Origin of the sequence: Magnetospirillum sp. ME-1, from assembly GCF_002105535.1 — a bacterium.
Lineage (GTDB): Bacteria > Pseudomonadota > Alphaproteobacteria > Rhodospirillales > Magnetospirillaceae > Phaeospirillum.
In genome coordinates, this window is the sequence record NZ_CP015848.1 from 58,729 (window position 1) to 83,179 (window position 24,451).

Annotated in this window: 25 protein-coding genes; 17 read left to right on the forward strand and 8 right to left on the reverse strand. The window is 67.3% G+C overall.

Going from position 1 to position 24,451, the window contains the following annotated elements; all coding sequences use genetic code 11:
• Positions 1–25 precede the first annotated feature (25 nt).
• The 4 genes from WV31_RS00245 to WV31_RS00260 form a co-directional block, all read right to left on the reverse strand.
• Complete coding sequence (locus tag WV31_RS00245; protein ID WP_085371811.1) at positions 26–439, reverse strand: DUF6691 family protein; 414 nt, start codon at positions 437–439, stop codon at positions 26–28.
• Positions 436–855: a YeeE/YedE family protein gene (locus WV31_RS21280; protein ID WP_335645105.1), complete on the reverse strand. Its 420-nt coding sequence runs from the start codon at positions 853–855 to the stop codon at positions 436–438. Before WV31_RS21280 ends, WV31_RS00245 begins: the two co-directional genes overlap by 4 nt.
• Positions 852–1,211 carry a carboxymuconolactone decarboxylase family protein gene (locus tag WV31_RS00255; protein WP_085371813.1) on the reverse strand — a complete coding sequence of 120 codons (360 nt, stop codon included), beginning with the start codon at positions 1,209–1,211 and terminating at the stop codon, positions 852–854. The genes WV31_RS21280 and WV31_RS00255 overlap by 4 nt, the downstream gene beginning before the upstream one ends.
• 95 nt (positions 1,212–1,306) lie before the next feature.
• A complete protein-coding gene (locus WV31_RS00260) occupies positions 1,307–1,642 on the reverse strand; it encodes a hypothetical protein (protein ID WP_237051418.1) in 336 nt (111 codons plus the stop codon).
• Between the two features lie 214 nt (positions 1,643–1,856).
• Here WV31_RS00260 and WV31_RS00265 point away from each other — a divergent pair, with 214 nt between their 5' ends.
• A complete protein-coding gene (locus tag WV31_RS00265; RefSeq protein WP_085371814.1) occupies positions 1,857–3,560 on the forward strand; it encodes a hypothetical protein in 1,704 nt (567 codons plus the stop codon).
• A 28-nt stretch (positions 3,561–3,588) separates the two neighbouring features.
• Here the strand turns inward: WV31_RS00265 and WV31_RS00270 are convergent, their stop codons facing one another.
• Entirely contained in the window at positions 3,589–4,518 is a 930-nt protein-coding gene (locus WV31_RS00270) for an ion transporter (protein ID WP_206072566.1), read from the reverse strand.
• A 260-nt stretch (positions 4,519–4,778) separates the two neighbouring features.
• Here WV31_RS00270 and cobA point away from each other — a divergent pair, with 260 nt between their 5' ends.
• Together cobA and WV31_RS00280 are read left to right on the forward strand one after the other, a co-directional pair.
• Positions 4,779–5,552, forward strand: a complete 774-nt coding sequence (gene cobA, locus WV31_RS00275) for a uroporphyrinogen-III C-methyltransferase (protein WP_085371815.1) — start codon at positions 4,779–4,781, stop codon at positions 5,550–5,552.
• Positions 5,545–6,306, forward strand: coding sequence for a CbiX/SirB N-terminal domain-containing protein (locus WV31_RS00280; RefSeq protein WP_085371816.1), 762 nt, complete (start codon positions 5,545–5,547; stop codon positions 6,304–6,306). The genes cobA and WV31_RS00280 overlap by 8 nt, the downstream gene beginning before the upstream one ends.
• A gap of 120 nt (positions 6,307–6,426) precedes the next feature.
• Here WV31_RS00280 and WV31_RS00285 read toward each other — a convergent pair whose 3' ends face one another.
• A complete protein-coding gene (locus tag WV31_RS00285) occupies positions 6,427–6,654 on the reverse strand; it encodes a DUF6967 family protein (protein WP_085371817.1) in 228 nt (75 codons plus the stop codon).
• Positions 6,651–7,517: a TauD/TfdA family dioxygenase gene (locus WV31_RS00290; RefSeq protein WP_085371818.1), complete on the reverse strand. Its 867-nt coding sequence runs from the start codon at positions 7,515–7,517 to the stop codon at positions 6,651–6,653. The genes WV31_RS00285 and WV31_RS00290 overlap by 4 nt, the downstream gene beginning before the upstream one ends.
• Before the next feature lie 236 nt (positions 7,518–7,753).
• On the opposite strand from WV31_RS00290, the gene dsrA reads away from it, so the two are divergent.
• From dsrA to WV31_RS00355, 13 genes are all read left to right on the forward strand, one after another.
• The gene (dsrA, locus tag WV31_RS00295) at positions 7,754–9,007 is read left to right on the forward strand and encodes a dissimilatory-type sulfite reductase subunit alpha (RefSeq protein ID WP_085371819.1); all 1,254 of its coding nucleotides are present in this window, start codon (positions 7,754–7,756) and stop codon (positions 9,005–9,007) included.
• Positions 9,008–9,021: 14 nt separating this feature from the next.
• Positions 9,022–10,092: a dissimilatory-type sulfite reductase subunit beta gene (gene dsrB / locus WV31_RS00300; protein ID WP_085371820.1), complete on the forward strand. Its 1,071-nt coding sequence runs from the start codon at positions 9,022–9,024 to the stop codon at positions 10,090–10,092.
• Between the two features lie 12 nt (positions 10,093–10,104).
• Positions 10,105–10,464, forward strand: coding sequence for a sulfurtransferase complex subunit TusD (tusD, locus tag WV31_RS00305; RefSeq protein ID WP_085371821.1), 360 nt, complete (start codon positions 10,105–10,107; stop codon positions 10,462–10,464).
• Positions 10,465–10,468: 4 nt separating this feature from the next.
• Positions 10,469–10,849, forward strand: a complete 381-nt coding sequence (gene tusC / locus WV31_RS00310) for a sulfurtransferase complex subunit TusC (protein ID WP_085371822.1) — start codon at positions 10,469–10,471, stop codon at positions 10,847–10,849.
• A gap of 132 nt (positions 10,850–10,981) precedes the next feature.
• Entirely contained in the window at positions 10,982–11,290 is a 309-nt protein-coding gene (tusB, locus tag WV31_RS00315; protein ID WP_085371823.1) for a sulfurtransferase complex subunit TusB, read from the forward strand.
• A gap of 27 nt (positions 11,291–11,317) precedes the next feature.
• Entirely contained in the window at positions 11,318–11,650 is a 333-nt protein-coding gene (locus WV31_RS00320) for a TusE/DsrC/DsvC family sulfur relay protein (RefSeq protein WP_011385732.1), read from the forward strand.
• A gap of 140 nt (positions 11,651–11,790) precedes the next feature.
• On the forward strand, positions 11,791–12,513 hold the full coding sequence (locus WV31_RS00325) for a respiratory nitrate reductase subunit gamma (protein WP_085371824.1): 723 nt from the start codon (positions 11,791–11,793) through the stop codon (positions 12,511–12,513).
• A complete protein-coding gene (dsrK, locus tag WV31_RS00330) occupies positions 12,513–14,015 on the forward strand; it encodes a sulfate reduction electron transfer complex DsrMKJOP subunit DsrK (RefSeq protein ID WP_085371825.1) in 1,503 nt (500 codons plus the stop codon). Before WV31_RS00325 ends, dsrK begins: the two co-directional genes overlap by 1 nt.
• 21 nt (positions 14,016–14,036) lie before the next feature.
• Positions 14,037–15,986: an NAD(P)-binding protein gene (locus WV31_RS00335; protein WP_085371826.1), complete on the forward strand. Its 1,950-nt coding sequence runs from the start codon at positions 14,037–14,039 to the stop codon at positions 15,984–15,986.
• Positions 15,987–16,084: 98 nt separating this feature from the next.
• Complete coding sequence (locus tag WV31_RS00340) at positions 16,085–16,456, forward strand: cytochrome c3 family protein (protein WP_085371827.1); 372 nt, start codon at positions 16,085–16,087, stop codon at positions 16,454–16,456.
• Complete coding sequence (gene dsrO / locus WV31_RS00345) at positions 16,453–17,154, forward strand: sulfate reduction electron transfer complex DsrMKJOP subunit DsrO (RefSeq protein ID WP_085371828.1); 702 nt, start codon at positions 16,453–16,455, stop codon at positions 17,152–17,154. Before WV31_RS00340 ends, dsrO begins: the two co-directional genes overlap by 4 nt.
• Positions 17,155–17,157: 3 nt before the next feature.
• Positions 17,158–18,372, forward strand: coding sequence for an NrfD/PsrC family molybdoenzyme membrane anchor subunit (gene nrfD / locus WV31_RS00350; RefSeq protein ID WP_085371829.1), 1,215 nt, complete (start codon positions 17,158–17,160; stop codon positions 18,370–18,372).
• Between the two features lie 126 nt (positions 18,373–18,498).
• A complete protein-coding gene (locus WV31_RS00355; protein WP_085371830.1) occupies positions 18,499–19,770 on the forward strand; it encodes a hypothetical protein in 1,272 nt (423 codons plus the stop codon).
• Positions 19,771–19,890: 120 nt separating this feature from the next.
• Here the strand turns inward: WV31_RS00355 and WV31_RS00360 are convergent, their stop codons facing one another.
• The gene (locus WV31_RS00360; RefSeq protein WP_085371831.1) at positions 19,891–22,113 is read right to left on the reverse strand and encodes a SulP family inorganic anion transporter; all 2,223 of its coding nucleotides are present in this window, start codon (positions 22,111–22,113) and stop codon (positions 19,891–19,893) included.
• A 206-nt stretch (positions 22,114–22,319) separates the two neighbouring features.
• Between WV31_RS00360 and WV31_RS00365 the strand changes: the two genes are divergently transcribed.
• Positions 22,320–24,389 carry a protein-disulfide reductase DsbD family protein gene (locus tag WV31_RS00365; protein ID WP_168185821.1) on the forward strand — a complete coding sequence of 690 codons (2,070 nt, stop codon included), beginning with the start codon at positions 22,320–22,322 and terminating at the stop codon, positions 24,387–24,389.
• Positions 24,390–24,451: the final 62 nt, after the last annotated feature.

Genomic DNA, 24,451 nt, shown 5'->3' on the forward strand with positions numbered 1-24,451 from the left:
GGCAAGCCCACTGGGCGGAAACAGTTTATCCTTTGCCGCCCAGACGGGAGATTCCCAGCAAACCGGCGACGAAGCCCGCCACGAACACCAGCGCGGCGGGATTTTGCGCCGACACCGCCAGGGCCGGCGCCGGGCACAGCCCCGCCAGCCCCCAGCCGGCTCCGAAAATGGCCGACCCGGCCACCAGCCGGACATCGATGCGCGTGGGCGGCGATGGCGGGCAGTCGGGGCTCAGCAGAGCGCGGCCCCGGCGGCGGACCAGCCAATGCCCCAGGGCGGCGACGGCCACCGCGCCGCCCATGGTGGCGGTCAGCCGGGGGTCCCAATGCCCGAAGAAATCCAGGAAGCCGACCACCTTGGCGGGGTCGGTCATGCCCGACAGGGCCAGCCCGGCCCCGAACACCACACCGCACAGCAGGAAGACCAGCGCCCGGCTCATGATCCCGGCACTCCCACCAGGGCGACCATTCCGGCGCCGACCGCGATGAACAGCAAGGTGGCGACCAGCGAGCGCGGCGACAGCCGGGCGATGCCGCACACCGAATGGCCGCTGGTGCAGCCGTTGGCCAGCCCGGCCCCGATCCCCACCAGCAGCCCGGCCAGCATCAGCCGCCCGGGCGAGGCCAGGAAGACCGCCCCGCCGCCGCCGGTCAGGCCCTGGACCAAAAGGGCGCCGAGCGGCAGCCCCAGGATGAAGGCGATGGCCTCGAGCCGTCCGGCCAGGGCATTGCGGACCAGCCCGCTGACGCCGGCCACCCGGCCGAAGGCCAGCATCAGCCCCGCCGCCGCCAGCCCGATCAGCGCCCCGCCCGCCAGGGCGAGGCTCCAATCGGCGGCGGAAAGCGGCACCATCATTCGGCGGCCTGCTTCTTGGCGGCGAACTGGTCGTAGGCTTCCAGCGCCAGGGCGCCGTACATCAGGGACGGGCCGCCGCCCATGTAGACCGACATGGCGATGGTCTCCATCACCTCGTCGCGCGAGCCGCCCAATTCCACCACCGCCTTGGCATGAAAAGCCAGACAGCCGTCGCAGCGCGCCGCGATGCCCAGAGCCAGGGCGATCAGCTCCTTGGTCTTGCCGTCCAGCGCGCCATCGGCGGTGGCCGCCTTGGCCATGGCGGAAAAGCCCTTCATCACCTCGGGCACGCCGCCGCGCACCTGACCGACCATCTTCGACAGACCGTTGGCCAGTTCGTTCCAATCCTTGAGCATCACGCACCTCGTCCTTAGAAACAGCACAATATGTTAGATTGCGCTAATATATAAGGGCCGCGGCGGATTTCAAGGCCCGAGCGGAGGGAAGAGCGTCAGTGCCCGCCGGAACGGGCGGGTGGGCGGGCTGCAGGCGGCGGCGGCGCGCTGGGCGGCGGGCGGCGGGCGGGCATGTCGTCGGAATCCTCCTCCGCCGCCTTCTGGCGGACCACGAAGCCCTGAAGGGCCCAGCCGATCACATAGAAGGTCCCGACAAAGAACCACAGGCCCGCCAGGGTGAAGATCACCGTGCGGTGCAAGGCGTCGTCGCCGCTGCCGAACACGCCCAGCGCCCACAGCATGGGCCCGCCGAACAACACCGCCACGGCCCCGGCCAATCCCAGCCGGGTCCACCCTGTCGAACGAATGTAAGATATCCTGTAGGTCGACATCGCCTTATGTCCTCCCCCGGCCCATTCCCCCTGGATCCGCCTCGGATTCTGGACGTTTACCGAACGGACCGCAACCCGTCTTATGGGCGTGGCAAAGAGAAGGGCTTTCCGAATAATTCCGTGACACGATGTGTCGCCAATGGTTATTTTTCTTGGATCGTCCAAGACTGGGGGGTCAGGGCGGGCAACCAGGTTGTGGCGGGCGAGGACCAGAATGGTCTCCAGTCGGGAAAACTTTGAAGTCCAGGTCAACAAGGGCGGCCGCTGGGCGACCGAGACGGTGGTCGCCAAGGAAGACGAGGCGCGGGCGCTCGCCAAGAAATTCCTGGCCGACAAGAAATGCGAGGGTGCGCGCATCGTCCGCAACTGGATGCGGTCCGACGGCACCATGGACGAGAGCGAGATTTTCTCGCAGACCCGCTCGGGCGTCGATGACGGCCCGGTCCGCATCTCGCCCATCGAGGACGTGCCCCCCGAGAAATGCGAGACCCCGGACGAGCTGATGGCTCCGTCGGGGCGCAACGTGGTCAACCGCGTCTTCCGCTCCTATCTCGACAAGGCGATCCTGACGCCCACCGAGCTGATGCACAATTACAAGGAACTGAAGCGGCTTCAGGAAAAGGATACCCTGGTCCCCAACGCCGTCGACCGGGTGGCCCAGCTTCAGACCAAGGATACCGACCAGGATTCCAAGTCGCGCAGCGCCGAGCTGTTCAAGACCATCGACGACATGTCGGCGCGTGCCAAACGGGTGGAGAACGTCAAGCTGCCCAAGCTGGACGGCCGCTTCTCCGACGCCATCCGGGCGATCCGCGCCCAGGCGGGGGCCGAGGACGTCGACTACCTAGCCATGGTGCTGCTGTCGCGCGATCTGATCAACGCGCGCTCCTGGGTGGGCAAGCTGGAATTCCTGTGCAAGCTGGCGGTCGAAGACACCGACCCCCACGCGGTCGAGATGCTGGACGGCGTCATCGCCGACGTGCTGGGTTCATCCGTGGTGCAGGAAATCCTGGGCTGGCAGCCGGGGCTGGGCGCCGCCATCTGCCGCATGTTCGACCTGGCCGATGGCAAGTTCCCCACCGAGAAGAGCGAGGCCGGCGAATCCGCCGAAATCCTCAACCGCCTGTTCGCCGAGAAGAAGCTGCCCATCAGCCGCGCCTGCCTGCTCGACCGGGCGCACCGCCAGATCAAGTCCCCCAACCCGCTTTACCGCAGCGAAGGCGGCAAGGAGCTGGAGGAGCTGAAGAAGCTGGTGGAGCGCACCATGACGCCCACCGGATTCGTCTCGGGGCCCGAAACGGCCGAGGCGCTGACCATCCGCTATTCCCGCCAGATCGAGCAGGGCGGCGCGCCGGGCCGCAAGGCCACCGTCAACGGCCTGTTCCGCATGCTGCCCGACCGCGCCTTAGGCCTGATCTACATCCTGGACTTGGCGGGCACCCCCTGGGGCGCCACCGCCACCCCCGACATCGCCGAACTGGTGGATTACTGCCTGTCGGCCCGCCACCTGGGCGATTTCTGCCTGCGCTCGCTACCGCCGAAGGAAAAGATGCTGCGCGCCACCCTGGCCCACAGGACGGCGGCGGCCAATACCGCCCTGCCGCAGGTGGTGCGCGACAAGATCTGCGGTTTCATCGACACCATGCTGGAAGCCTATCTGGTCACCGAGCAGATCGTCGAGAAGCTGGACCACCAGGATTCGCCGCTGCGCGACCGCGCCGTACGGCTGGTGCAGTTCTGCGCCGCCGGCGTGCTGCCCGAGGGCAAGGCCATGACAAGGGCGCGCCAGCGCATCCTGGCCCTGCTGCGCCAGCCCAATTTCGACGCCCATTTCATCGACGGTTTCACCGACCCGGTGCGGGCCCAGAAGGCGCTGCGCGACTTCCACATCCTGCTGGTCAAGGCAGGGTTCGGCTGAAGGCCCCGCCCCCAGTCCTCCTCGGCCCTCAGTCCTCCTCGGGATGGGCATGGGCGCCCCGCAGCGGCTTGGCGCAGTGGGGGCACAGGTGCCCCGTCTCCACCGACTGGCGCAGAATCAGCGACGCCTCCTCCTCGGAGAGCTGCAGGGTGCGGCGCGTGCGCTCCAGCAACCGGCGCTCCGAGCGGTTGATGGAGCCGTCCTCCAGCGCCTTTTCCACCGCTTCGCGGTATTCCTCGCGGCGGATGCGCATCTGCTCGGAAAAGCCGGACGCCAGCACACCGGCGGGCAGCGCGATCATGCCCACGCCCAGGATGGCGGTCAGCGCCCCCAATAATCGGCCCATGGGGGTGATGGGCACCATATCGCCATAGCCCAGCGTGGTCAGCGTCACCACCGCCCACCACATGGAGGTGGGGATGTCGCTGAACACATGCGGCTGGGCGCGGTGCTCGAACAGATAGATCAGGCTGGACGTCAGCACCAGGATCACCATCATGACGAACAGCACCGCCGAGATGGAGCGCGCCTCCTGGCGGGCCACCGCCGCCATCACCGTCATGGCCATGGAATAGCGGCCCAGCTTGAAGACGCGCAGCACGCGCAGCACACGGATGGCCCGCAGGTCCATCTCGACGAACATGCCCAGGTAGAACGGCAGGACCGCCAGCAGATCGACGATGGCCATGGGCGACACCGCCCAGCGCAGCCGCCCCCAGAGCGGATGGCGGAACTTGGGATCGTCGATCTCCACCGCCGTCCACAGCCGCAGCAGGTATTCCAGGCTGAAGATCGCCACCGAGGCCAGGTCGAAGGCGTGGAAGGCCGGGCCGTGGGCGATGGACAGATGCTCGATGGATTCCAGCACCACCGCCACCACGTTCAGCACGATCAGCGCGATCAGGAAGGCGTCGACCACCTTGACCAGCAGGTCGGAATGGCCTTCGCCGCCCAGCATGTGGTAGACCGTGCGCCGCAGCGTGCGCCGGCGGCGGACGTGCCGCTGCCCCGGATGCGGATGTCCCGGATGCGCCGTGGTCGGATGCGGATGGGCGGAATGGCTATTGGTCACAAAACGGCCGATGTCAAAGACGCTTATTTGCGCCACCATATCCGACCGCCCCCGGTGAGGGGAAGGGGCGGACGGTGACGGAAATTCATGGCGCGGAGCACGCCATGTACTTTAGTGTGTTTTAATATACAGGAGCGGGAGAGGCCATGAGCGCGGCCGGGTCGAATACCAAGGCGGGGCGGGTGTTTCTGATCGGGGCGGGACCGGGCGATCCGGACCTGTTGACGGTCAAGGCGTTGCGCCTGATTCAGGGCGCCGCCCTGGTGGTGTATGACCGACTGGTCAGTCAGGAAATCATGGACCTGATCCCCGCCGCCGCCGAGAAGGTCTATGCCGGCAAGGCGCTGGGCAACCATCATCTGGTCCAGGACGAGATCAACGATCTGCTGCTGCGCCTCGCCCGCTCGGGCCGCGACGTGGTGCGGTTGAAGGGCGGCGATCCCTTCGTCTTCGGACGCGGCAGCGAGGAGGCCCTGTATCTCGCCGCCCACGGCATCACCTTCGAGGTGGTGCCCGGCATCAGCGCCGCCGCCGGCTGTTCCACCTATGCCGGCATTCCGCTGACCCATCGCGGGCTGGCCACCGGCGTACGCTTCGTCACCGGCCACCTGCAGGGTGACCGCTCGCTGGATCTGGACTGGACCAGACTGGCCGATCCCGACATCACCCTGGCGGTCTATATGGGGCTGCAGGCCCTGCCCGAGATTTCCGTCCGCCTGATGGCCGCCGGCCTCTCGCCCGACACCCCCGCCGCCGCCATCGAAAGCGGCACCACGCCGCGCCAGCGCCGGGTGGTGGGCACGCTGGCCACCTTGCTGGAGCTGACCCGGGACGCCGGGCTGCAGGCCCCCACCCTGCTGATCATCGGCCGCGTGGTCGGGCTGGCCGACGAGTTGGACTGGTTCGGCAAGCATGGCTGAGAACTCCGCCCTGGTGCTGGTCGGTCACGGCTCGGGACGATATCCCGACGCCGCCAGGCCGATCCTGGCCCTGGCGGACTCCATCCGGCGCCGCAAGCTTTTCGCCGAGGTAACGGCGGTGTTCATGAAGCAGGACCCGCCGCTGTCGGCGGCCCTGTCCCTGGTCAGCGCCCCCATTGTCTACGTGGTTCCGGTCTTCGCCGGGCGCGGCTTCTACACCGGCACCCTGATCCCGCGTGAAATTGGACTGACCGGTCAGGTAACGGAGCGGGATGGCCGCCGGGTGATCTACACCGAGCCGGCGGGCACCCATCCCCGCCTGCCCGGCCTGCTGGCCTGCCGCGCCGACGGCGTGGCGCGGACCTGCGGCTGGGAGCCGACGCACACCAGCCTGCTGCTCATCGCCCACGGCTCGGCCCGGCCGGGCGGCGCGGGCGAGACTCCACGGGCCATCGCCGCGGCCCTGGCGGCCATGAACCACTTCGCCGAGGTGGAACTGGTCTTCCTGGAACAGGAGCCCCTGGCCCGGACCTGGCCGGAGAGGATCAGGGGAGACACCGTGGTGGCGCTGCCCCTGCTGGTGGCGCAAGGGCTGCACGCCGGCCAGGACATCCCGCCGCTGTTCGGCCTGACCCAGGGCCAGACCGGCCCGGTGGACAGCCATGGCCGCCGGGTGGCGCTCGCCACCGGCCTGGGCGCCGAGCCGGAATTGGAAGAGATCATCCTCGATCTGGTCAGGGGGACGATCTCGTAGCGGCCTTGTGGGCGCCGCCCACACCCGCAAAGGGCCCAAGGCCCTTTGATCCCCTTGGATTTTAAGGAATGGGGTCCAGGGACTGCGTCCCTGGCGGGTGCAGGGCAGCGCCCTGGGATATCACTTTCCCGCCCATGCCCCCATCACCCTCATCATCTCGCCCACCGTCTTCTCGTCCAGATCGACGATGGTGAAGCGGGCGCGGCCTTCCTTGATGCGCATCCTTAAGATCCGCATGCCGCTTTCGTGGTCCACGGCGGAAAAGCTGATCTCGCGGCTCCAGGGCGCGGCCAGGGTGGCCAGGGGCGAGACCTCTTCCTTGGCGAATTGGGGATCGTCGGTGGTCATGAAATCCTCTCGTGATAGCGCGCCCGGTAGAGCAGGCGGGGCGAGCGGGGATCGTCCCGGAACGGTTCGCGGGTGTGCAGCGGGTTGTTGGAGACCAGTCCCTGGCCCTCCTCCAGCACATGTTCGAAGATATGGGGCGACGGCCCGTCCAGCAGGCGCCGGATGGCGGCGGCGGCCGGGGCGGCTTGCTCCGACCAGATGGCGTTGCGGGTCCGCGCCGTGTAGCGCATGTGCAGCGTGCCGTCGGCATTGAACGAGAATACCGGCCCCACCGTCTCGGGCCGCGTCATCCCCTCCTCCTCGTTGCCGGGAATGGTCAGGGCGTCGGGCCGCATCAGCGCCCGGATCAGCTCGGGGTCCTCGTCCCTGAGCAGGATATAGGCCATCTCGTGGTCCATCAGCCGGTTGGCCCCGCCCTCGGCCGCCTTTCCTGCGCAATGGAGCAGCAGGGCGCGCACCGTCCTGTCCGGCGGATTGTAATAGCCGTCGGTGTGCCAGGTGATGGGCCGCTCGGTATAGGGAATGTAGCGCGACCGCGTGCCATCGCGGTGAACGCGAAGCGGCGTGATGCCGTCGCCGTCGGCCAGGGCGTTGGCATCCAGCGAGACGAGGCCCAGCTGGGCGGCCAGAGCCTTCAGCGCCGTCTTGTGGTCGCGGCCGGGCTTCGGCCCCTCGGCATAGACCGCCATGTTGGCCCGCCCCAGCCGCTGGTGCAGCGCCTGCCTTTCACCAGGGGAGAGCGCGGCGATGTCGCCCACCTCCACCACCAGATCGCAGGTCGCAGCCGGCGCCCCGGCCAGTTTCCCGTCCCGCCAGCGGGCATAGGACTCGGCATCGTCGAGGCGAAAACAGGCTGGAATCATTGGAATTTTTCCTCCCCATCCATTTTCATGCGAATTTCCTAAAGAATCCACTTGGATCGTAGGGTTCCTCAATATTATCATCCTCGAATGTAACGAGCCGCATAGAACGGCCGGACGAATCAGGAGAGGTCCGGGAGCAAGGCTTCCCAACGGATCGGACATTTATCCAGCGTATTGCCGCGCCTTTTGGGCGTGCGTGCGAACGCATAGTGACGACGGTGAGGGAGCGAGAAGCAATGTCGAAGAAGATGCCGCCCACCCCCATGCTGGACCAACTGGAAAGCGGTCCGTGGCCCAGCTTCGTGACGGGCCTGAAGCGCCTGGCCGAGGTGGAGGGCAAGGCCCATTCCGGCATCATGAAGAGTCTGCTGGGCCAGCTGGAGCACAGCTACCAGACCCGCAAGGGCTATTGGAAGGGCGGCACGGTGGGCGTGTTCGGCTATGGCGCCGGCGTCATCCCGCGCTTTTCCGAGGTGGCCGACCAGTACCCGGAAAGCTCGGAATTCCACACGCTGCGCATCATGCCGGCGCCGGGCTTCTTCTACGACACCAAGACGCTGCGCCAGATGTGCGACATCTGGGAGGAGCACGGCTCGGGCCTGATCGCGCTCCACGGCCAATCGGGCGACATCATGTTCCAGGGCTGCCGCACCGAGCAGGTCCAGGCCGCCTGGGACAAGATCAACGAGATGGGCTTCGACATGGGCGGCGCGGGTGCGGGCGTGCGCACCGCCGCCTCGTGCGTCGGCCCGGCGCGGTGCGAGCAGGCCTGCTACGACACCCTGTCGGCGCATCGCGCCATCATCAACGACTTCACCGACGACATCCACCGGCCGTCGCTGCCTTACAAGATGAAGTTCAAGTTCTCGGGCTGCGCCAATGACTGCGCCAACGCCACCCAGCGCGCCGACGTGGCCATCTTAGGGACCTGGAAGGACGACATGCAGGTCGACCAGGCGGAGGTGCAGGCCAAGGTCAAGCAACTGGGCCGCAAGGAATTCATCAACCAGGTGATCCGCATGTGCCCGACCCAGGCGCTGGGGCTCAACGACGACGACACGCTGGACGTGGACAACAAGTCCTGCGTGCGCTGCATGCACTGCATCAACGTCTGCACCAAAGCGCTCAAGCCCGGCAAGGAAAAGGGCATCTGCATCCTGGTGGGCGGCAAGCGCACTCTCAAGATCGGCGACCTGATGGGCACCGTGGTGGTCCCCTTCATGAAGCTGGAGACCGAGGAGGACTATGAAAAGCTGGTCCAGCTCGCCCACGACATGCTGGATTTCTTCGCCGACAACGCGCTGGAGCACGAGCGCACCGGCGAGATGATCGAGCGCATCGGGCTGGTGAACTACCTCGACGCCCTGGGCCTCGACCTCGACGTCAACATGATCAACCAGCCGCGCACCAATTCCTACATCCGCACCGACGGATGGGAAGAGGAGGCCCGCAAGTGGGCCGAGCGCAAGACCAACAACGCCGCCGAGTAAGGGAGACAGGACCCATGACCGAACTTCGTCGTCCCGTTGAAAGCGGTGTTCCGGATTCCAAGCAGTTCATGCACCCCGCCTTGGTGCGCAATTACGGCAAGTGGACCCACCACGACCGCCCGCGCCCCGGCGTGCTGCGCCACGTGGCGGAAAGCGGCGAGGCGGTGTTCACCGTCAAGGCCGGCACCCAGCGCCAACTGGACGTGTTCACCATCCGCCGGCTGTGCGACATCGCCGATGCCTTCTGCGACGGCCATATCCGCTTCACCGTGCGCTCCTCGGTGGAGTTCATGACCACCGACGAGTCCAAGGTCCCGGCCCTGATCCAGCGGCTGGAGGACGAGGGCTTCCCGGTGGGCGGCACCGGCAATTCGGTGGGCTTCATCAGCCACACCCAGGGCTGGCTGCACTGCGACATCCCCGGCACCGACGCGTCGGGCGTGGTCAAGGCGCTGATGGACGAGCTGGTGGACGAGTTCAAGTCCGAGGAGATGCCCAACCGCGTCAAGATCACCACCAGCTGCTGCCAGATCAATTGCGGCGGCCAGGGCGACATCGCCATCAACGTCCAGCACACCAAGCCCCCCGTGATCAACCATGCGCTGGTGGCGGGCGTGTGTGAGCGCCCGGCGGTGATCGCGCGCTGCCCGGTGGCGGCCATCCGTCCCGCCCTGGTGGACGGCAAGCCCAGCCTTGAGGTGGACGAGAAGAAGTGCGTGTGCTGCGGCGCCTGCTATCCGCCCTGCCCGCCCATGCAGATCAACGATCCCGTCCATTCCAAGATCGCCATCTGGGTGGGCGGCAAGCATTCGTCCACCCGCTCCAAGCCCATGTTCCACAAGCTGGTGGCCGCCGGCCTGCCCAACAACGCGCCGCGCTGGCCGGAAGTGGCCGAGGTGGTGAAGAAGATCCTGTCGGTCTACAAGAACGACGCGCGCGCCTGGGAGCGCATGGGCGAGTGGATCGAGCGCATCGGCTGGCCCCGCTTCTTCGAGCTGACCGAGCTGCCCTTCACCAAGTACCACGTGGACAACTGGCGGGGCGGCCGGGCCAATCTCAACGCCTCGGCGCACCTGCACTTCTAGGAGGCCGGCTCGATGAAATTCGCGATTCTGGTCAACGAAGGCCCCTACAACCACCAGGCCGCCGACAGCGCCTTCCAGTTCTGCAAGGCGGCCTTGGACAAGGGCCACGAGATCTTCCGGGTGTTCTTCTATTACGACGGCGTCAACAACGCCACCAAACTGGGCGAACCGCCCTCGGACGACCGCAACGTGACGAAGAACTGGCAGAAGCTGGCGGACGATCACAAGGTCGATCTGGTGGTCTGCGTCGCCGCCGGTCTGCGGCGCGGCATCACCGAGGCCAATCTCGCTCCAGGCTTCCGCATCTCGGGCCTGGGCCAGCTGATCGAGGCCGGCATCCATGCCGACCGTCTCGTGACTTTCGGGGATTAAAGCCATGGACGATATGGAAAGCGGCATCGTCAAGAAGTTCATGTTCGTCAACCGCAAGGCCCCCCACGGCACCGTCTACGCCCTGGAAGTGCTGGAAATGGTACTGATCTCGGCGGCCTTCGACCAGGATGTGCATCTGGCCTTCCTCGACGACGGCGTGCTGCAGATCAAGAAGGGCCAGACGCCCGCCGGCATCGGGGTCAAGAACTTCTCGCCCACCTACCGGGCGTTGGAGGGCTACGACATCGAGAAGCTGTACGTGGAGGCGGAAAGCCTGGCCGAACGCGGCCTGACCGAGGACGACCTGCTGGTCGACGTCGAGGTCCTGAGCCGCGCCGAGATGGGCAAGCTGATGGCCGAGATGGACGTGGTCCTGACGGCTTAAGCCCCCCACCCCAACCCCTCCCCACGAGGGGGAGGGGCGATACGGAACGAAAGCTCTCCTCCCCTTGATGGGGAGGGGTCGGGGGTGGGGTGGAACCGCCTTCCGCGATGACAAGAAATTGAGGATTTGCCCATGGCAACGCTGCACACCGTCAACAAATCCCCCTTCGAGCGCTCCTGCCTCGAATCCTGCCTGGGCCACGCCCAGCCCGGCGATTCCATCCTGCTGATGGAGGACGCGGTCATCGCCGCGCTGTCCGGCACCGCCTTCGAAGGCAAGATGGCCGACGCCGCCAAGACCATGAAGCTGCATGTCCTGGGCCCCGATCTGGCGGCCAGGGGACTGGACCCCGCAAAGGTGGTAAAAGACATCATTGTCGTGGATTACGCCGGATTCGTGGATCTGGCGATCGAGACCAAGGCGACCAACGCCTGGCTGTAACCGAAGAATAATCGAGGAGAGGAACACATGGCTTATACCAGCAACGGCGCCACCATCGAGGCCGATGAAGAGGGCTACCTCACCGACATCAACCAGTGGAACGAGGACTTGGCCGGCCAGATCGCCAAGGACGAGGGCATCACCATGAGCCCGGAGCACTGGGAAGTGGTCAACTTCCTGCGCGAGTACTACGCCGAATACCAGATCGCCCCGGCGGTGCGCGTGCTGACCAAGGCCATCGCCAAGAAGATGGGGCCCGACAAGGGCAACAACAAATACCTCTACGAGCTGTTCCCCTATGGCCCCGGCAAGCAGGCGTGCAAGATCGCCGGCCTGCCCAAGCCCACCGGCTGCGTGTAACCCCCAGCCTGTCATCCTGAGGGAGCCCTGCGACCGAAGGATCTTTCACGCGACCGATGGCAATCGCCATCGGCTGAAAGATCCTTCGCTTCGCTCAGGATGACACCGAAGGGCGTTGGCTACGGCTTAAGCGAGGCACCGTGACGATCTTTTTCGCCATTCTCTTCTGCGTCTCGACCCTGGTCCTGGTGGCCGGGCTGGCCATGAAGATCGCCCAATACGCCCGCACCCCGGCGCCCTTGAAGATTCCCACCACCCCGGCGCCCTTGACCAAGGGCGGCGTGGCGTTGCGCCTGGGGCGCGAGGCGGTGCTGTTCGAAAGCCTCTATCGCGCCAACCGGCTGCTGTGGCTGTTCGCCATTGTCTTCCACCTAGGGCTAGCCGTGGTGCTGATCCGCCACGGGCGCTATTTCCAGGCGGAAATCGGGTTCCTGACCCAACTGGTCCAGCCCCTGGCCCAGCCGGCGGGTCTGGCCATGGTGGCGGGCCTTGGCCTGCTGCTGGTCCGGCGCTTCGTCTCGGAGCGGGTGCGCTACGTCACCCGGCCCTCGGACATCCTGATGCTGGTCCTGCTGCTGGGCATCGGCGTCACCGGCATGGCCATGAAATGCGTGGTCCACACCGACATCGTCGCGGTGAAGGCCTTCTTCACCGGCCTGATGGGCTTCGAACTGCGGCCGCTGCCCAATGATCCGCTGCTGGGACTCCACCTCCTGCTGGTCTGCCTGCTGATGATCGTCTTCCCCTTCTCCAAGCTGCTGCACGCGCCGGGCCTGTTCTTCAGCCCGACCCGCAACCAGACCGACACGCCGCGCGAGGTGCGCCATCTGGCCCCCTGGGCCGCCCGGCTGGAGGAAAAGTGATGGCCGCCGCCCCCTTCGACATTCCCGCCCTGGGCGATCCCGCCCGCCATCCGGTTCCGGCGATCAAGGCCGACGCCATGGCCGCCTCCAGGCCCTATGTGGCCGCCGAGGCGCACCAGCAGCCCCTGGGCTTTCCCGGCGAACTGACCGAGGGCTGGGAAAAGCGCGCCATCGACCACATGGGCGGGCTTCTGTCCAAGTACCGCAGCTTGCAGGTGTTCATGGACATCTGCGTCAAGTGCGGGGCCTGCACCGACAAGTGCCACTACTTCTTAGGGACCGCCGACCCCAAGAACATGCCGGTGGCCAGAGCCGACCTGTTCCGCAGCGTCTATCGCCGCTACTTCACCCCCGTCGGCAAGCTCGCCCCCGGCCTGGTCGGCGCGCGCGACATGAGCAAGGAGGTGCTGGACGAGTGGTACAGCTACTTCCACCAGTGCTCCCAGTGCCGCCGCTGCTCGGTGTTCTGCCCCTACGGCATCGACACCGCCGAGATTTCCATGGCGGCCCGCGACATCATGGATTCCATCGGCCAGGGCCAGAAGTACTGCAACGAGATCATCGGCAAGGTCCACAAGATCGGCAACAACCTGGGCCTGCCCGCCCCCGCCCTGATCGACACGCTGGAAGGGCTGGAGGAAGACATCCTGGACGAGACCGGCGTGCCGGTCCGGCTGCCCATCGACGAGGCGGGGGCCGAGGTTCTGCTGGTCACGCCGTCCGCCGACTTCTTCGCCGAGCCGCACGTGCTGGGCCTGATGGGCTACGCCAAGGTGTTTCATGCCGCCGGCGTATCGTGGACCCTGTCCACCAAGGCGTCGGAAGCCGGCAATTTCGGCATGTTCATCGGCAATTACGAGCAGATGAGGAAGATCTCCATGCGCATCCGCGAGGCGGCGCAGGAGCTGGGCGTCAAGCGCATCATCTTCGGCGAGTGCGGCCATGCCTGGCGCGTCGCCTATTCCTTCCTCAACACCCTGGCCGGACCGTGGGACTTCCTTGATCCCCGCTACCCCGTGCCCCAGCACATCCTGGAATTCACCTCCGACCTGATCGCGAGGAAGGGCATCAAGCTCGACAAGTCGGGCAATGACGGCATGGTGCTGACCGTCCACGATTCCTGCAACGTGGCCAGGGGCGCGCGCATGGGCGACCGTCCCGGCGGCCAGTTCACCATCCCGCGCGACGTGATCAAGGCGGCGGTGCCGAAATTCGTCGACATGCACCCCGACACCATCTGCGACAAGACCTATTGCTGCGGCGGCGGCGGCGGACTGCTCACCGACGAGCTGATCGAGCTGCGGGTCAAGGGGGCCAGCCCCCGCATGGAAGCGCTCAAAGACGTGGTGGACAAGGAAGGCGTCACCCACATGGCCGCCATGTGCGCCATCTGCAAGGCCCAGTTCACCAAGATCCTGCCCTATTACGACTTCGACCGGGAAATGGTGGTCAGCGTTCACCAATTGGTGAGCAACGCCATCGTCCTCGGCGACAACGACTAAAAAATTTCGAGGGAGAGCCCAATGGCCGCCAAAGCCGAGAGCACCACCGAGGGACGGAACTACCGCCGCTACAAGGACGGCGAGTCGAGCCCCAAACACTGGCAGGAGGAGATCTTCAAGGCCGGCTGGTCGCACAAATGCCCGACCTATGTGCTCCGCACGCCGCCCTGCTCGGGCTCGTGCCCCTCGGGCCACGACATCCGCGGCTGGCTGGACATCGTGCGCGGCGTGGAAAAGCCCCCGGCAGGCATGGCCTGGCAGGAATACGCCTTCCGCCGCATGACCGAGGCCAACCCCTTCCCCGCCATCATGGGCCGCGTCTGCCCGGCCCCGTGCGAAAGCGGCTGCAACCGCAACATGGTCGAGGAACACGTCGGCATCAATTCGGTGGAGCACCATATCGGCGACTGGGCCATCGCCAACAAGCTGGCCTTCCCCAAGCCCGAGCATGAGACCGGCAAACATGTCGCCGTGGTGGGCGGCGGCCCGGCCGGTCTGTCGGCGGCCTATCACCTGCGGCGGGCGGGTCACGCCGTCACCGTGTTCGAGGAGAAGGCCGAGCTGGGCGGCTATGTCCGCTACGGCATTCCCGGCTACCGCACGCCGCGCGAGGTGCTGGATTCCGAGATCAACCGTATCCTCGATATGGGCATCACGGTGCGCACCAAGTGCCGCATCGGCACCGACATCACCGTGTCGGAACTGGAAGACAAGTTCGATGCCATCTTCTGGGGCATCGGCACCCATGCCGGGCGCGGCCTGCCCATTCCCGGCTGGAAGGACACCGTCAACTGCGTGTCGGGCGTCGCCTTCCTCAAAGCCTTCAACGAAGGCCGGCTGCAGCACGTTCCCGGGCGCATCATCGTGGTCGGCGGCGGCGACACCTCCATCGACGTGGCCTCGGTGGCGCGCCGCCTGGGGCATATCGACAAGGTCTCCGAGCAGGACCGCGCCGACAACGTCATCTTAGGCCACGTGGCCCACGATGTGGCGGCCACGGCGCGGCGCGAAGGCGCAAACGTGACGCTGACCTCGCTGTTCCCGGTGGAGAAGATGTTCGCCGCCCAACGGGAAATCGACGACGCCAAGCGCGAGGGCGTCGATATCCGGGGCGGCATCATGCCGCTGGAGGTGATCAAGGGTTCGGACGGCCGCGCCGTCGGCCTCAGGCTCTGCCAATGCACCATGGAGGGCATGACGCCGAAGCCCATCGAGGGCACCGAGTTCACCCTGGACGCCGATCTGGTGGTGGCCGCCATCGGCCAGGCGGGCGATCTGGCCGACCTGCCGGAGATGGACAACGGCAAGGGCTTCATCAACGCCGACAAGGCCTATCGCGTGCCGGGCAAGCCCAAGCACTTCGTGGGCGGCGACGTGGTCAAGCCGCACCTGCTGACCACCGCCATCGGCCATGGCCGGGTGGCCTCGGCCGGCATCGGCGAGTTCCTGGACAAGGGCGACGTGGCCAAACGGCCCAAGGTGGATGTGCATCACTTCGACCTGCTGGCCAAGCTGCACGAAAGCAACCTGGACCCGGCGCCCTACCAGCCCGGCCCGGTGCGCGGCACCTTTGAGGCCAAGTTCGCCGTGCACAATTTCGAGAACCGGGCGGCGGCCGAGATCATCCCCCACGACGACCTGTTCCTGGGCCACTTCACCCGCACGGCGCGCCATCACCGCCACGAGGTGCATATCGACGCCGACAAGGTGATCGGCAATTTCGACGAGCGCCTGCTGACGCTCACCGATGCCGAGGTGGTGGACGAGGCCAAGCGCTGCATGTCCTGCGGCCTGTGCTTCGAATGCGACAATTGCGTGGTGTTCTGCCCCCAGACGGCGGTCAGCCGGGTGCCCAAGGCCCAGCGCACCACCGGGCGCTACGTGGAGACCGACTACGCCAAGTGCATCGGCTGCCACATCTGCAAGGACGTCTGCCCCACCGGCTACATCCAGATGGGGCTGGGGGAATAGGGATGAGCCGGAGTATTGCCACCCCGCCCCCGCCCCCTCCCCATCAAGGGGAGGGGAGAAACGTGCCAAGCCCCTCCCCCCGGCGGGGAGGGGTTGGGGTGGGGGGCCGCCTGCTCGTCCTGTTCCTCCTCCTGTTCACCCTTCCCGCCTTCGCCGCCGACCTGCCCCACTGGCCCAAGGCCAAGGGCGAGGCCTGCATCGCTTCCAACGAGGTGATGCGGCGCGATCACCCGGACATGCTGAAGCATCAGCGCGACGACACAATGCGGCTCGGCATCCGGGGCGCCAAGGCGTCGCTGAAGGCCTGCGTCGAGTGCCACGCCGCCACCGATTCGGCGGGCAAAATGGTGCCGGTCAGCGATCCCGGCCAATTCTGCCAGTCCTGCCATGCTTACGTGGCGGTCAGGCCCGATTGCTTCGAATGCCACGCCACCACGCCCAAATCCCCGGTCAGGGAGGCGTCGCGATGACCGAGCTGTCCCGCCGTCAGGTGATCCTCGCCTCGGGCGCGGTGCTGATTGCCGCCCCCGTTCAGGCACGCGCCCCCGGCGAGCCGGCTTCGGCGCGGAGCCGCTGGGGTCTGCTGATCGACACCGGTAAATGCAGCGCCGAATGCAATGTCTGCGTCGAGACCTGCAAGGCCGAGATGGGCCTTTCCGGCCACGACCGGCCGCTCACCGACGCCCAGTACCTGCGCAAGGTCAACGTGCGCGATCCCGCCACCGGGGCGGCCCATTCGGTGCCGGTGATGTGCCAGCACTGCGCCAAGCCGGCTTGCGTCGACGTCTGCCCCACCGGCGCCTCCATGAAACGGGCCGACGGCATCGTGCTGGTGGACCGCCACATCTGCATCGGCTGCCGCTACTGCATGATGGCCTGCCCCTACAAGGCCCGCTCCTTCGCCCACGAGGACCAGACGGGGCAGCAGCCATACCTTCCGCGCGGCAAGGGCACGGTGGAGGGCTGCACGCTGTGCGTCCACCGCATCGATGAGGGACGCCCGCCGGCCTGCGTCGAAGCCTGTGCGGCAAAGGCCAGGGGCGCCATGCTGTTCGGCGATCTCAACGATCCGAAATCGGACATCGCGCAACGGGTGGCGCGCGAGGCCACCAGCCGCATCCGCGCCGATCTGGGGCTGGAGCCCGCCATCCGCTACCAGGGGATCTGAGCCATGAGCAGCAGCAACGCCGCCTACACCCAGGTGCGCCCCTATACGCGGGGCTGGCTGGCCCTGATGGCCGGTTTCGGCGCGGTGATCATTGTGGCGCTGGGCGCCGTCTGGCACATGGAGCACCAGGGCCACTGGGTCACCGGCATGACCAACCAGGTGGTGTGGGGCATGCCCCACGTCTTCGCCGTGTTCCTGATCGTCGCGGCGTCCGGCGCGCTCAACGTCGCCTCCATGGGCTCGGTGTTCGGGCGCGAGGACTACCAGAAGCTGGGCCGTCTGTCGGCCCTGCTGGCGGTGGCGCTGCTGGCCGGGGGACTGGCCGTTCTGGTCCTCGATCTCGGGCGGCCCGACCGTCTGGCGGTCGCCATGACCCACTTCAATTTCAAGTCCATCTTCGCCTGGAACGTCATCCTCTATTCCGGCTTCATGGCGGTGGTGGGCGTCTATCTGTGGACCATGATGGACTGGCGGGCCGGGCGCTTCTACAAGCCCGCCGCCCTGGTCGCCTTCGGCTGGCGGCTGGTCCTGACCACCGGCACCGGCTGCATCTTCGGCTTCCTGGCGGCGCGGGAAGCCTATGGCGCGGCGGTGATGGCGCCGCTGTTCATCGCCATGTCCTTCGCCTACGGCCTGGCGGTGTTCATCCTGGTCCTGTCGGTGTCGTTCAAGATGACCCGGCGCCCGCTGGGCGGCGATCTGTCCGCCCGGCTGCTGCGCCTCCTGGGCCTGTTCGTCGCCGCCAATCTCTATTTCACCGCGCTGCTTCACGTCACCCAACTGTATTTCGCCGGGCGCGGCGGGGTGGAGGCCTTCATCCTGTGGAACGGCGGCATCCACACCACCCTGTTCTGGGTGGGTCAGGTGGGCCTGGGCGGCATCCTGCCCCTGGTCATCGCCTATGGCGGCTGCGGCCATGCGGTGCGCAAGCGGGCCATGATGGCCTCGATCCTGGTGGTGCTGGGCGGGCTGGCCCAGGTCTGGGTGATCGTTATCGGCGGTCAGGCCTGGCCGCTGGACCTGTTCCCCGGCATGGAGGTCTCGTCCACCTTCGCCGATGGCCATGTCCACGCCTATGCCCCCAGCGCCTGGGAGGTGATGCTGGGCCTGGGCGGCGTGGCCGTCGCGCTGGTCATCGCCACCATCGGCATGACGGCTCTCGGCCTGCTGCCGTCCGGGCTGGAGACCGCAACCGAATCGCGCGGATGCAACAACTAAACATATATGACGGGTTACAGACTGAAGTATGGAATTGTTAACAATTTGTTGATGTTTGCGTCGATCCATGACCATTCTGACCGTAGGGTTATGGGCACATAGTCATCACTTCCCGGGGGGGAGAGTGTGAGCGCAAGCATCAAAGCCCGTAAAGGGCAGGAGCCGCAGAAGGACGACGGGCTGGAAATCGTGCGCGACACCTTGCGCACCCAGGTCGCCGATATTCTTCGCGTCAATATCGGTCAGTTGTCCACGGTCCCGCCGCACGAGGTCTACGACCACATCCTGAACACGCCCGGCCTGCTGCACGAATGCTTCCAGGTGTTCCGCAGCCAGCCTGACCTGTTCCGCAAGATCGTGCTGCGCAAGGACAAGCGTCCGGCCACCGCCGGCGACGAGGAACTGTGGTGCGGCCGCACCCTGGACCACGTGGTGGCGCTGGTGGTGCGGGCTTCGGCCAAGCGCTACTTCCGCGAGGCCATGCCGGCCCCCGAGGCGCCGCCCATCGTGGTGCAGGCCCCGTCCCTGCTGCACAAGACCGCCATCAAGCTGGGCATCAAGAAGCCCGTTCACCGTGCCCCCATCGCCACGCCCAAGGGGCCGGGCGACAAGCTGTACGAGGTCTTCCGCGACAACCTGCGCTATGAGTGGCAGGCCCAGTTGATCCCCAGCTATTCGACGCTCCATCCCAGCACGGTGCGCGTCCTGGGGCCGCGCATCCTGAAGCTGCGCGAATCGGCGCAGATCGACATCCTGGCGGCCGAGGGGCTGGGGCCCGACGGGCGCCTGCCGCTGCTGCTGGAAGACGCGCGCCGCCTGCGCGCCGTGGACGGCAGCATCGATTCCAACGCCCTGATGGAGGCCTTCACCAAGCAGGGCCTGGACGCCGTGTTCCCCGACATGGACGAGGTGGCGCTGCGCAAGGCGGTGTCGCAGATCGCCGTCATGGAGAACAAGGCGGTGGACATGATCTTCCCCGCCATGGAATACGCCCTGAAGCCGGTGACGGTGTTCCTGTTCACCGCCTATAGCCGGCTGGACCTCAAGGGCTTCCGCCAGGCCTTCGGCCCCCACTGCGCCCTGTGGGCGGTCCAGAAACTGGCCAAGCATCTGGAAACCCAGCGTCCCTGGCCGCGCTCCATGCCCGGCATGAAGTCGGCCACCCTGGCGGCCCTGGCCTATGCCATCGACCTGGACAGCGGCATGCCGGCCAGCGCGCCGATCCGCCCCGCGCCGCAAGCGGTGAGCGGCGTGCCCAGCAACGCCGCCGTTCCCTCCATGGCCTCGGCCCCGCCGCCCCTTCCGCCCTCGCTGAAGAAGCCGGCGCCCAAGTCCAACGCCGATCTGGACCGTGCGTCCAGGCGGGCCAAGCCGCTGTCCTCGGCCGGGGCGAGGTAAGTTTTTCCTGTCATCCCGACGCCCAAAGGCGGAGGGATCTCGTCCTGGCATGCTGTTTCCAACATGGAAAAGCCCATCCAGGAGGAGATCCCTCGCCTGCGCTCGGGATGACGAACCACCCTACCCCCTCAGCGCATGGATTTCCGAGACCGTCGCCCTCAGCCTGTCCGCCAGGTTGAGGGCGACGTTTTCGATCAGCCGGAATGCCAGGCCGGGGTGGCGCTCGCCCAGCGCGGCGAAGCCTTCGCGGCTCAGCACATAGACTTCCACCTCGGTCATGGCCACGGCGTCGGCGGCATGGTTGCCGGCGTCGAGAAAGCCGATGCCGCCGATGATCTCGCCGGGGCCGCAGGTGGCCAGGTGGTAGTGCTCCTTCTTGTGGATGGGCAGGGTGATGCGGACGCTGCCGCGCCGGATCAGGAACAATTCGTCGCCCGCCACGCCCGCCTTGAATACCTTCTTGCCGGCGTGGATGGGGCGCAGCGTCACGGTGGCGTGCAGGTCGGCCAGTGCCTCGGGCGGCTGGCCGGCGAACATGGGCATGTCGGCGATATCGAGGACCAACTCGCCGCCGCCCTCGGCGTCGCGGACGCCCGAGCGCTGCTCCTCCACCCATTCCAGAGCCTCGTCCAACTGGCGGAAGGCGAAGGCCTTGTTGGTGGGCCGCACCACGCCGGTATCCTTGAGGAAGCGCTTCATTTTCAGGCCGCTGGGCAGCCCCTTGGGGATGTCGCAGAACACCAGGAAGGCGTCGTTCTCCTCCAGCCGGTCCTTGATCTGCTCCAGCACGTGGGTGGCGGTGAGGTCCAGCGACTGCACCCGGCGCATGCTGAGAATGACGAACTTGCGGGTCCGGGTCTCGGGCTCCAGGGCGGCGTGAAGCTGGCTGGCGGTGCCGAAAAACAGGCTGCCCTGCAATTCGAACACGACGGTGTCGCACGGTCCCTGATCGCTCGCCGCCGCCTCGTCCGGGCTGCGCAGGCGCTTGGAGAAGATCTGGTTGCCCTCGATGCGGTTGCGGACCACCGTGCTGCGGGTCTGCTCGCGGATGAACAAAAGGATGGCGAAGGCCACCCCCACCCCCGACGCGGCAATCAGGTTGCCGGCCAGGGCGACGACGATCACCGCGGTGATCACCAGGAAATCCAGCCGCGTCGCCGGCGTGTAGAAGAATGCCAGCGAATGGCGGTCGATCATGCGAAAGCCGATGACGATCAGGATGGCCGCCAGGGCCGGCACCGGCACCCAGGCGACCACCGGCGACAGCACCAGGAAGGCGGCGAAGCACAGGCTTCCCGCCAGCAGGCCCGATACCCTGGTATTGGCGCCGCTGTTGACGTTGATCAGCGAGGCCCCCATGGTCCCGGCGCCGGGAACGCCGCCCACCAGGGCGGCGGCGGCGTTGCCGATGCCCTGGCCCAGCAGGTCGCGGTCGGGATTGCTGGTGGAATTGGTCATGGCGTCGAGCACGACGCAGGTCTTAAGCGTGTCGATGGACAACAGCGCCGCCAGGGTCAGCGCCGGAATCACCACCTCGAGCACGATCTCGGGCTCCAGGGCGCCCAGCGAGCGCCAGTGCTGGCCGATGGTGGCCCCCACCCCATAGCCCCCGGCGGAAATCCGTCCCACCAGCAGCCGGTTGCCGTCGAGGGTCATCAGGGCGGGATCGAAGGCCGCCAGGGCGAAATAGGCGGCCAGCCCCGCCGCCAGGGCCAGGATGGCCGGCGGCACCGATCGGGTGAAGCGCGGCGTCAGCACCATCACGGCGATGACCACGCCGCCCACCACCATGCTCTGCCACACCCACAGCGAGGGCAGGCTGAGGGAGGCCCACAGGCTGATTCCGCCGGGTACGCCCAGCAGCTTGGGGATCTGGCTGCCGATGATGATCAGGCCGACGCCCGAGAGATAGCCGCAGACCACGGGATAGGGGATGAACTTGATCAGCCGGCCGATGCGCAGCAATCCCAGCGCGATCTGGAACAGCCCGGCCAGCAGGGCGGTCAGACCCAGCAGCAGCACGATGCTGCCCGCCGGCAATCCCTGGCCGGTCAGGGCATAGGCCTGGGCCGACAGCATGGCCGCCGCCGGGGCGCAGGGCGCGCTGATCAGCCGGGCACTGCTGCCGAACAGCGGGGCGAGCATGCCGAGAGCGGTGGCCCCCAGAATGCCGGCCATGGCGCCTTGCGCCGCCAGAGAACCGCCCAGGGGCGCGAAGATGGTCACGCCGAAGGCGATGGCCGACGGCAGGGCCACCAGCATGGCGGCCAGACCGCCCCAGGCGTCGCCGGTGAATTTCACCCGGCCGTAGCGTTCATTGCCGCCGGCGATGTCCAGACCCATCCCGCCCCCGTTGACCGGCCTATCCTTGCGAAGTATCCGCCTCGGCTCGGCCACGGTCAATCGAGCGTAACAATTCGCTCACCCGAGGCGAAGCCGGGGACAGGGGTTGCGCGCCGTCATTGACACCGGATGGCCGGCGGTGCTGTTGTTCCGGCCACGAATTCCCAAGGAAAGCGGTCATGGTGCGGATGAACTGGTTACCGACGATGCTGATGGCGGCCCTGCTGGCGGTTGTCGGACTGCCCGCCATGGCGGCCGAGCCGGGCGCATCCGAGTGGGCGACCAGCGAATCCGGCAAGGTCCGCCTGATCTCCGCCACCACCGCCATCGGCGACTCCGCCCAATTGCGCCTGGGGCTGCATTTCAAGCTGGAGCCGGGCTGGAAGATCTACTGGCGCACGCCGGGCGACGCCGGCTATCCGCCCAAGCTGGACTGGACCGGTTCGGCCAATCTGGACAATCCCCAGCCGCACTGGCCCGCCCCTCACCGCTTCGTGCTGGCAGGCTTGCAGAATTACGGCTATGCGGGCGAGGTGATCCTGCCGCTGGACGCCCGCGCCCCCGACGCCTCGCGGCCCGTCGCCGCCCGCCTCGCGGTGGATTTCCTGGCCTGCGCCCAGATCTGCGTGCCGCAGAAGGCCGAACTCGGCCTGGACCTGTCCACCGGACCGGCCGAGCCCTCGGCCTTCGCCCACGACATCGGGCGCTTTGCCGCCCTGGTGCCCGGCGACGGCCGCCGCCACGGCCTGTCGCTGGATGGGGCCGAAGCCCTGGGCAGCGGCGAGACTTCGGCGTTGCGCCTCACCGTCTCGTCCACCGAGCCCTTCACCGATCCCGACGCCTTCGTCGAGGCCGAGGACGTGGCCGCCTTCGGCCAGCCCCGGGTCAGCCTGTCGCCCGACCGCCGCCGGGCGGAGTTCCATATTCCCGTGCCGGCCGGCGCGCTGCTGAAGCCCCTGGCCGGCGCGCCCATGAGCGTCACCGTCACCGACGGAATGCGCGCCTTCGAGACCCGAATGGTTCCGGTTCCCGGCACGGCCGCCCCCATGGCGGCGGGCGAGGCCCCCGGGCTGGCCGGCATGCTGCTGGTGGCGCTCCTGGGCGGGCTGATCCTCAACCTGATGCCCTGCGTGCTGCCGGTGCTGTCCATCAAGGTGATCGGCGTGCTGGCCCATGGCGGCGGCGAACGCTCCCATGTGCGGGCCAGTTTCGTCGCCTCTGGCGTGGGTATCGTCGCCTCGTTCCTGGCGCTGGCCGCCCTGGCCATCGGGCTGAAACAGGCGGGCGCGGCGGTGGGCTGGGGCATCCAGTTCCAGCAGCCGGGCTTCCTGGCCCTGATGGTGGTGCTGCTGGCCCTGTTCGCCGCCAATCTGTGGGGCATGTTCGAGATTCCCATGCCCGCTTTCCTGTTCAACCGGGGCGGCGGCGTGCCTCATCACACCGTGCTGGGCCATTTCCTGTCGGGCGCCTTCGCCACCTTGCTGGCCACGCCGTGCTCGGCCCCCTTCCTGGGCACCGCCATCGGCTTCGCCCTGGCGCGCGGCCCGGCCGAGATCGCGATGATCTTCACCGCCTTAGGGATTGGCATGGCCGTTCCCTATCTGGCGGTGGCCATCTGGCCCGACGCCGCCCTGAAGCTGCCCAAGCCGGGCCGCTGGATGGTCACGGTGCGCAAGGTCCTGGGCCTCGCCCTGGCCGGCACGGGTGTGTGGCTGCTCAGCGTGCTGATGGTCCAGGCGGGAATTTGGGCCGCGCTGATCACCGGCGGGGCCATGGCGGCGGCGGTCGCCACCCTGGGCCTGCGCCACAGGCTGCCGGCGGCGGCGCGTCCGGCGGTGACCGCCTGCGTGGTGGCCCTGGCCGGGCTGGCCCTGGCCGCCCCCTTCCACGGCTCGGCCAACGGAGAGGCCGGCCCCGAGGCCGGCGGCGCCGTGACCTGGGGCCGCTTCGACAATCAATCCGTGGCGCGGCTGGTGTCCGAGGGCAAGGTGGTGTTCGTGGACGTCACCGCCGATTGGTGCATCACCTGCAAGGTCAACAAGGCGGCGGTGATCGAGCGGGGCGAGGTGGCGCGTCGGCTCTCCTCCCCCGGCGTGGTGGCCTTGCGCGCCGACTGGACCCGGCCCGACGAAAGTATTTCCCGCTATCTGGCCTCGTTCGGGCGCTACGGCATCCCCTTCAACGCCGTCTACGGCCCCAGCGCCCCCGACGGCATCGCCTTGGCCGAACTGCTGAGCGAAGCGGAAGTGCTGGCGGCGCTGGACAGGGCGCGCTGAGGCATCCGCAAGCCGTTCATTTTACACCAATGACCGTCATTGCCGGGCTTGACCCGGCAATC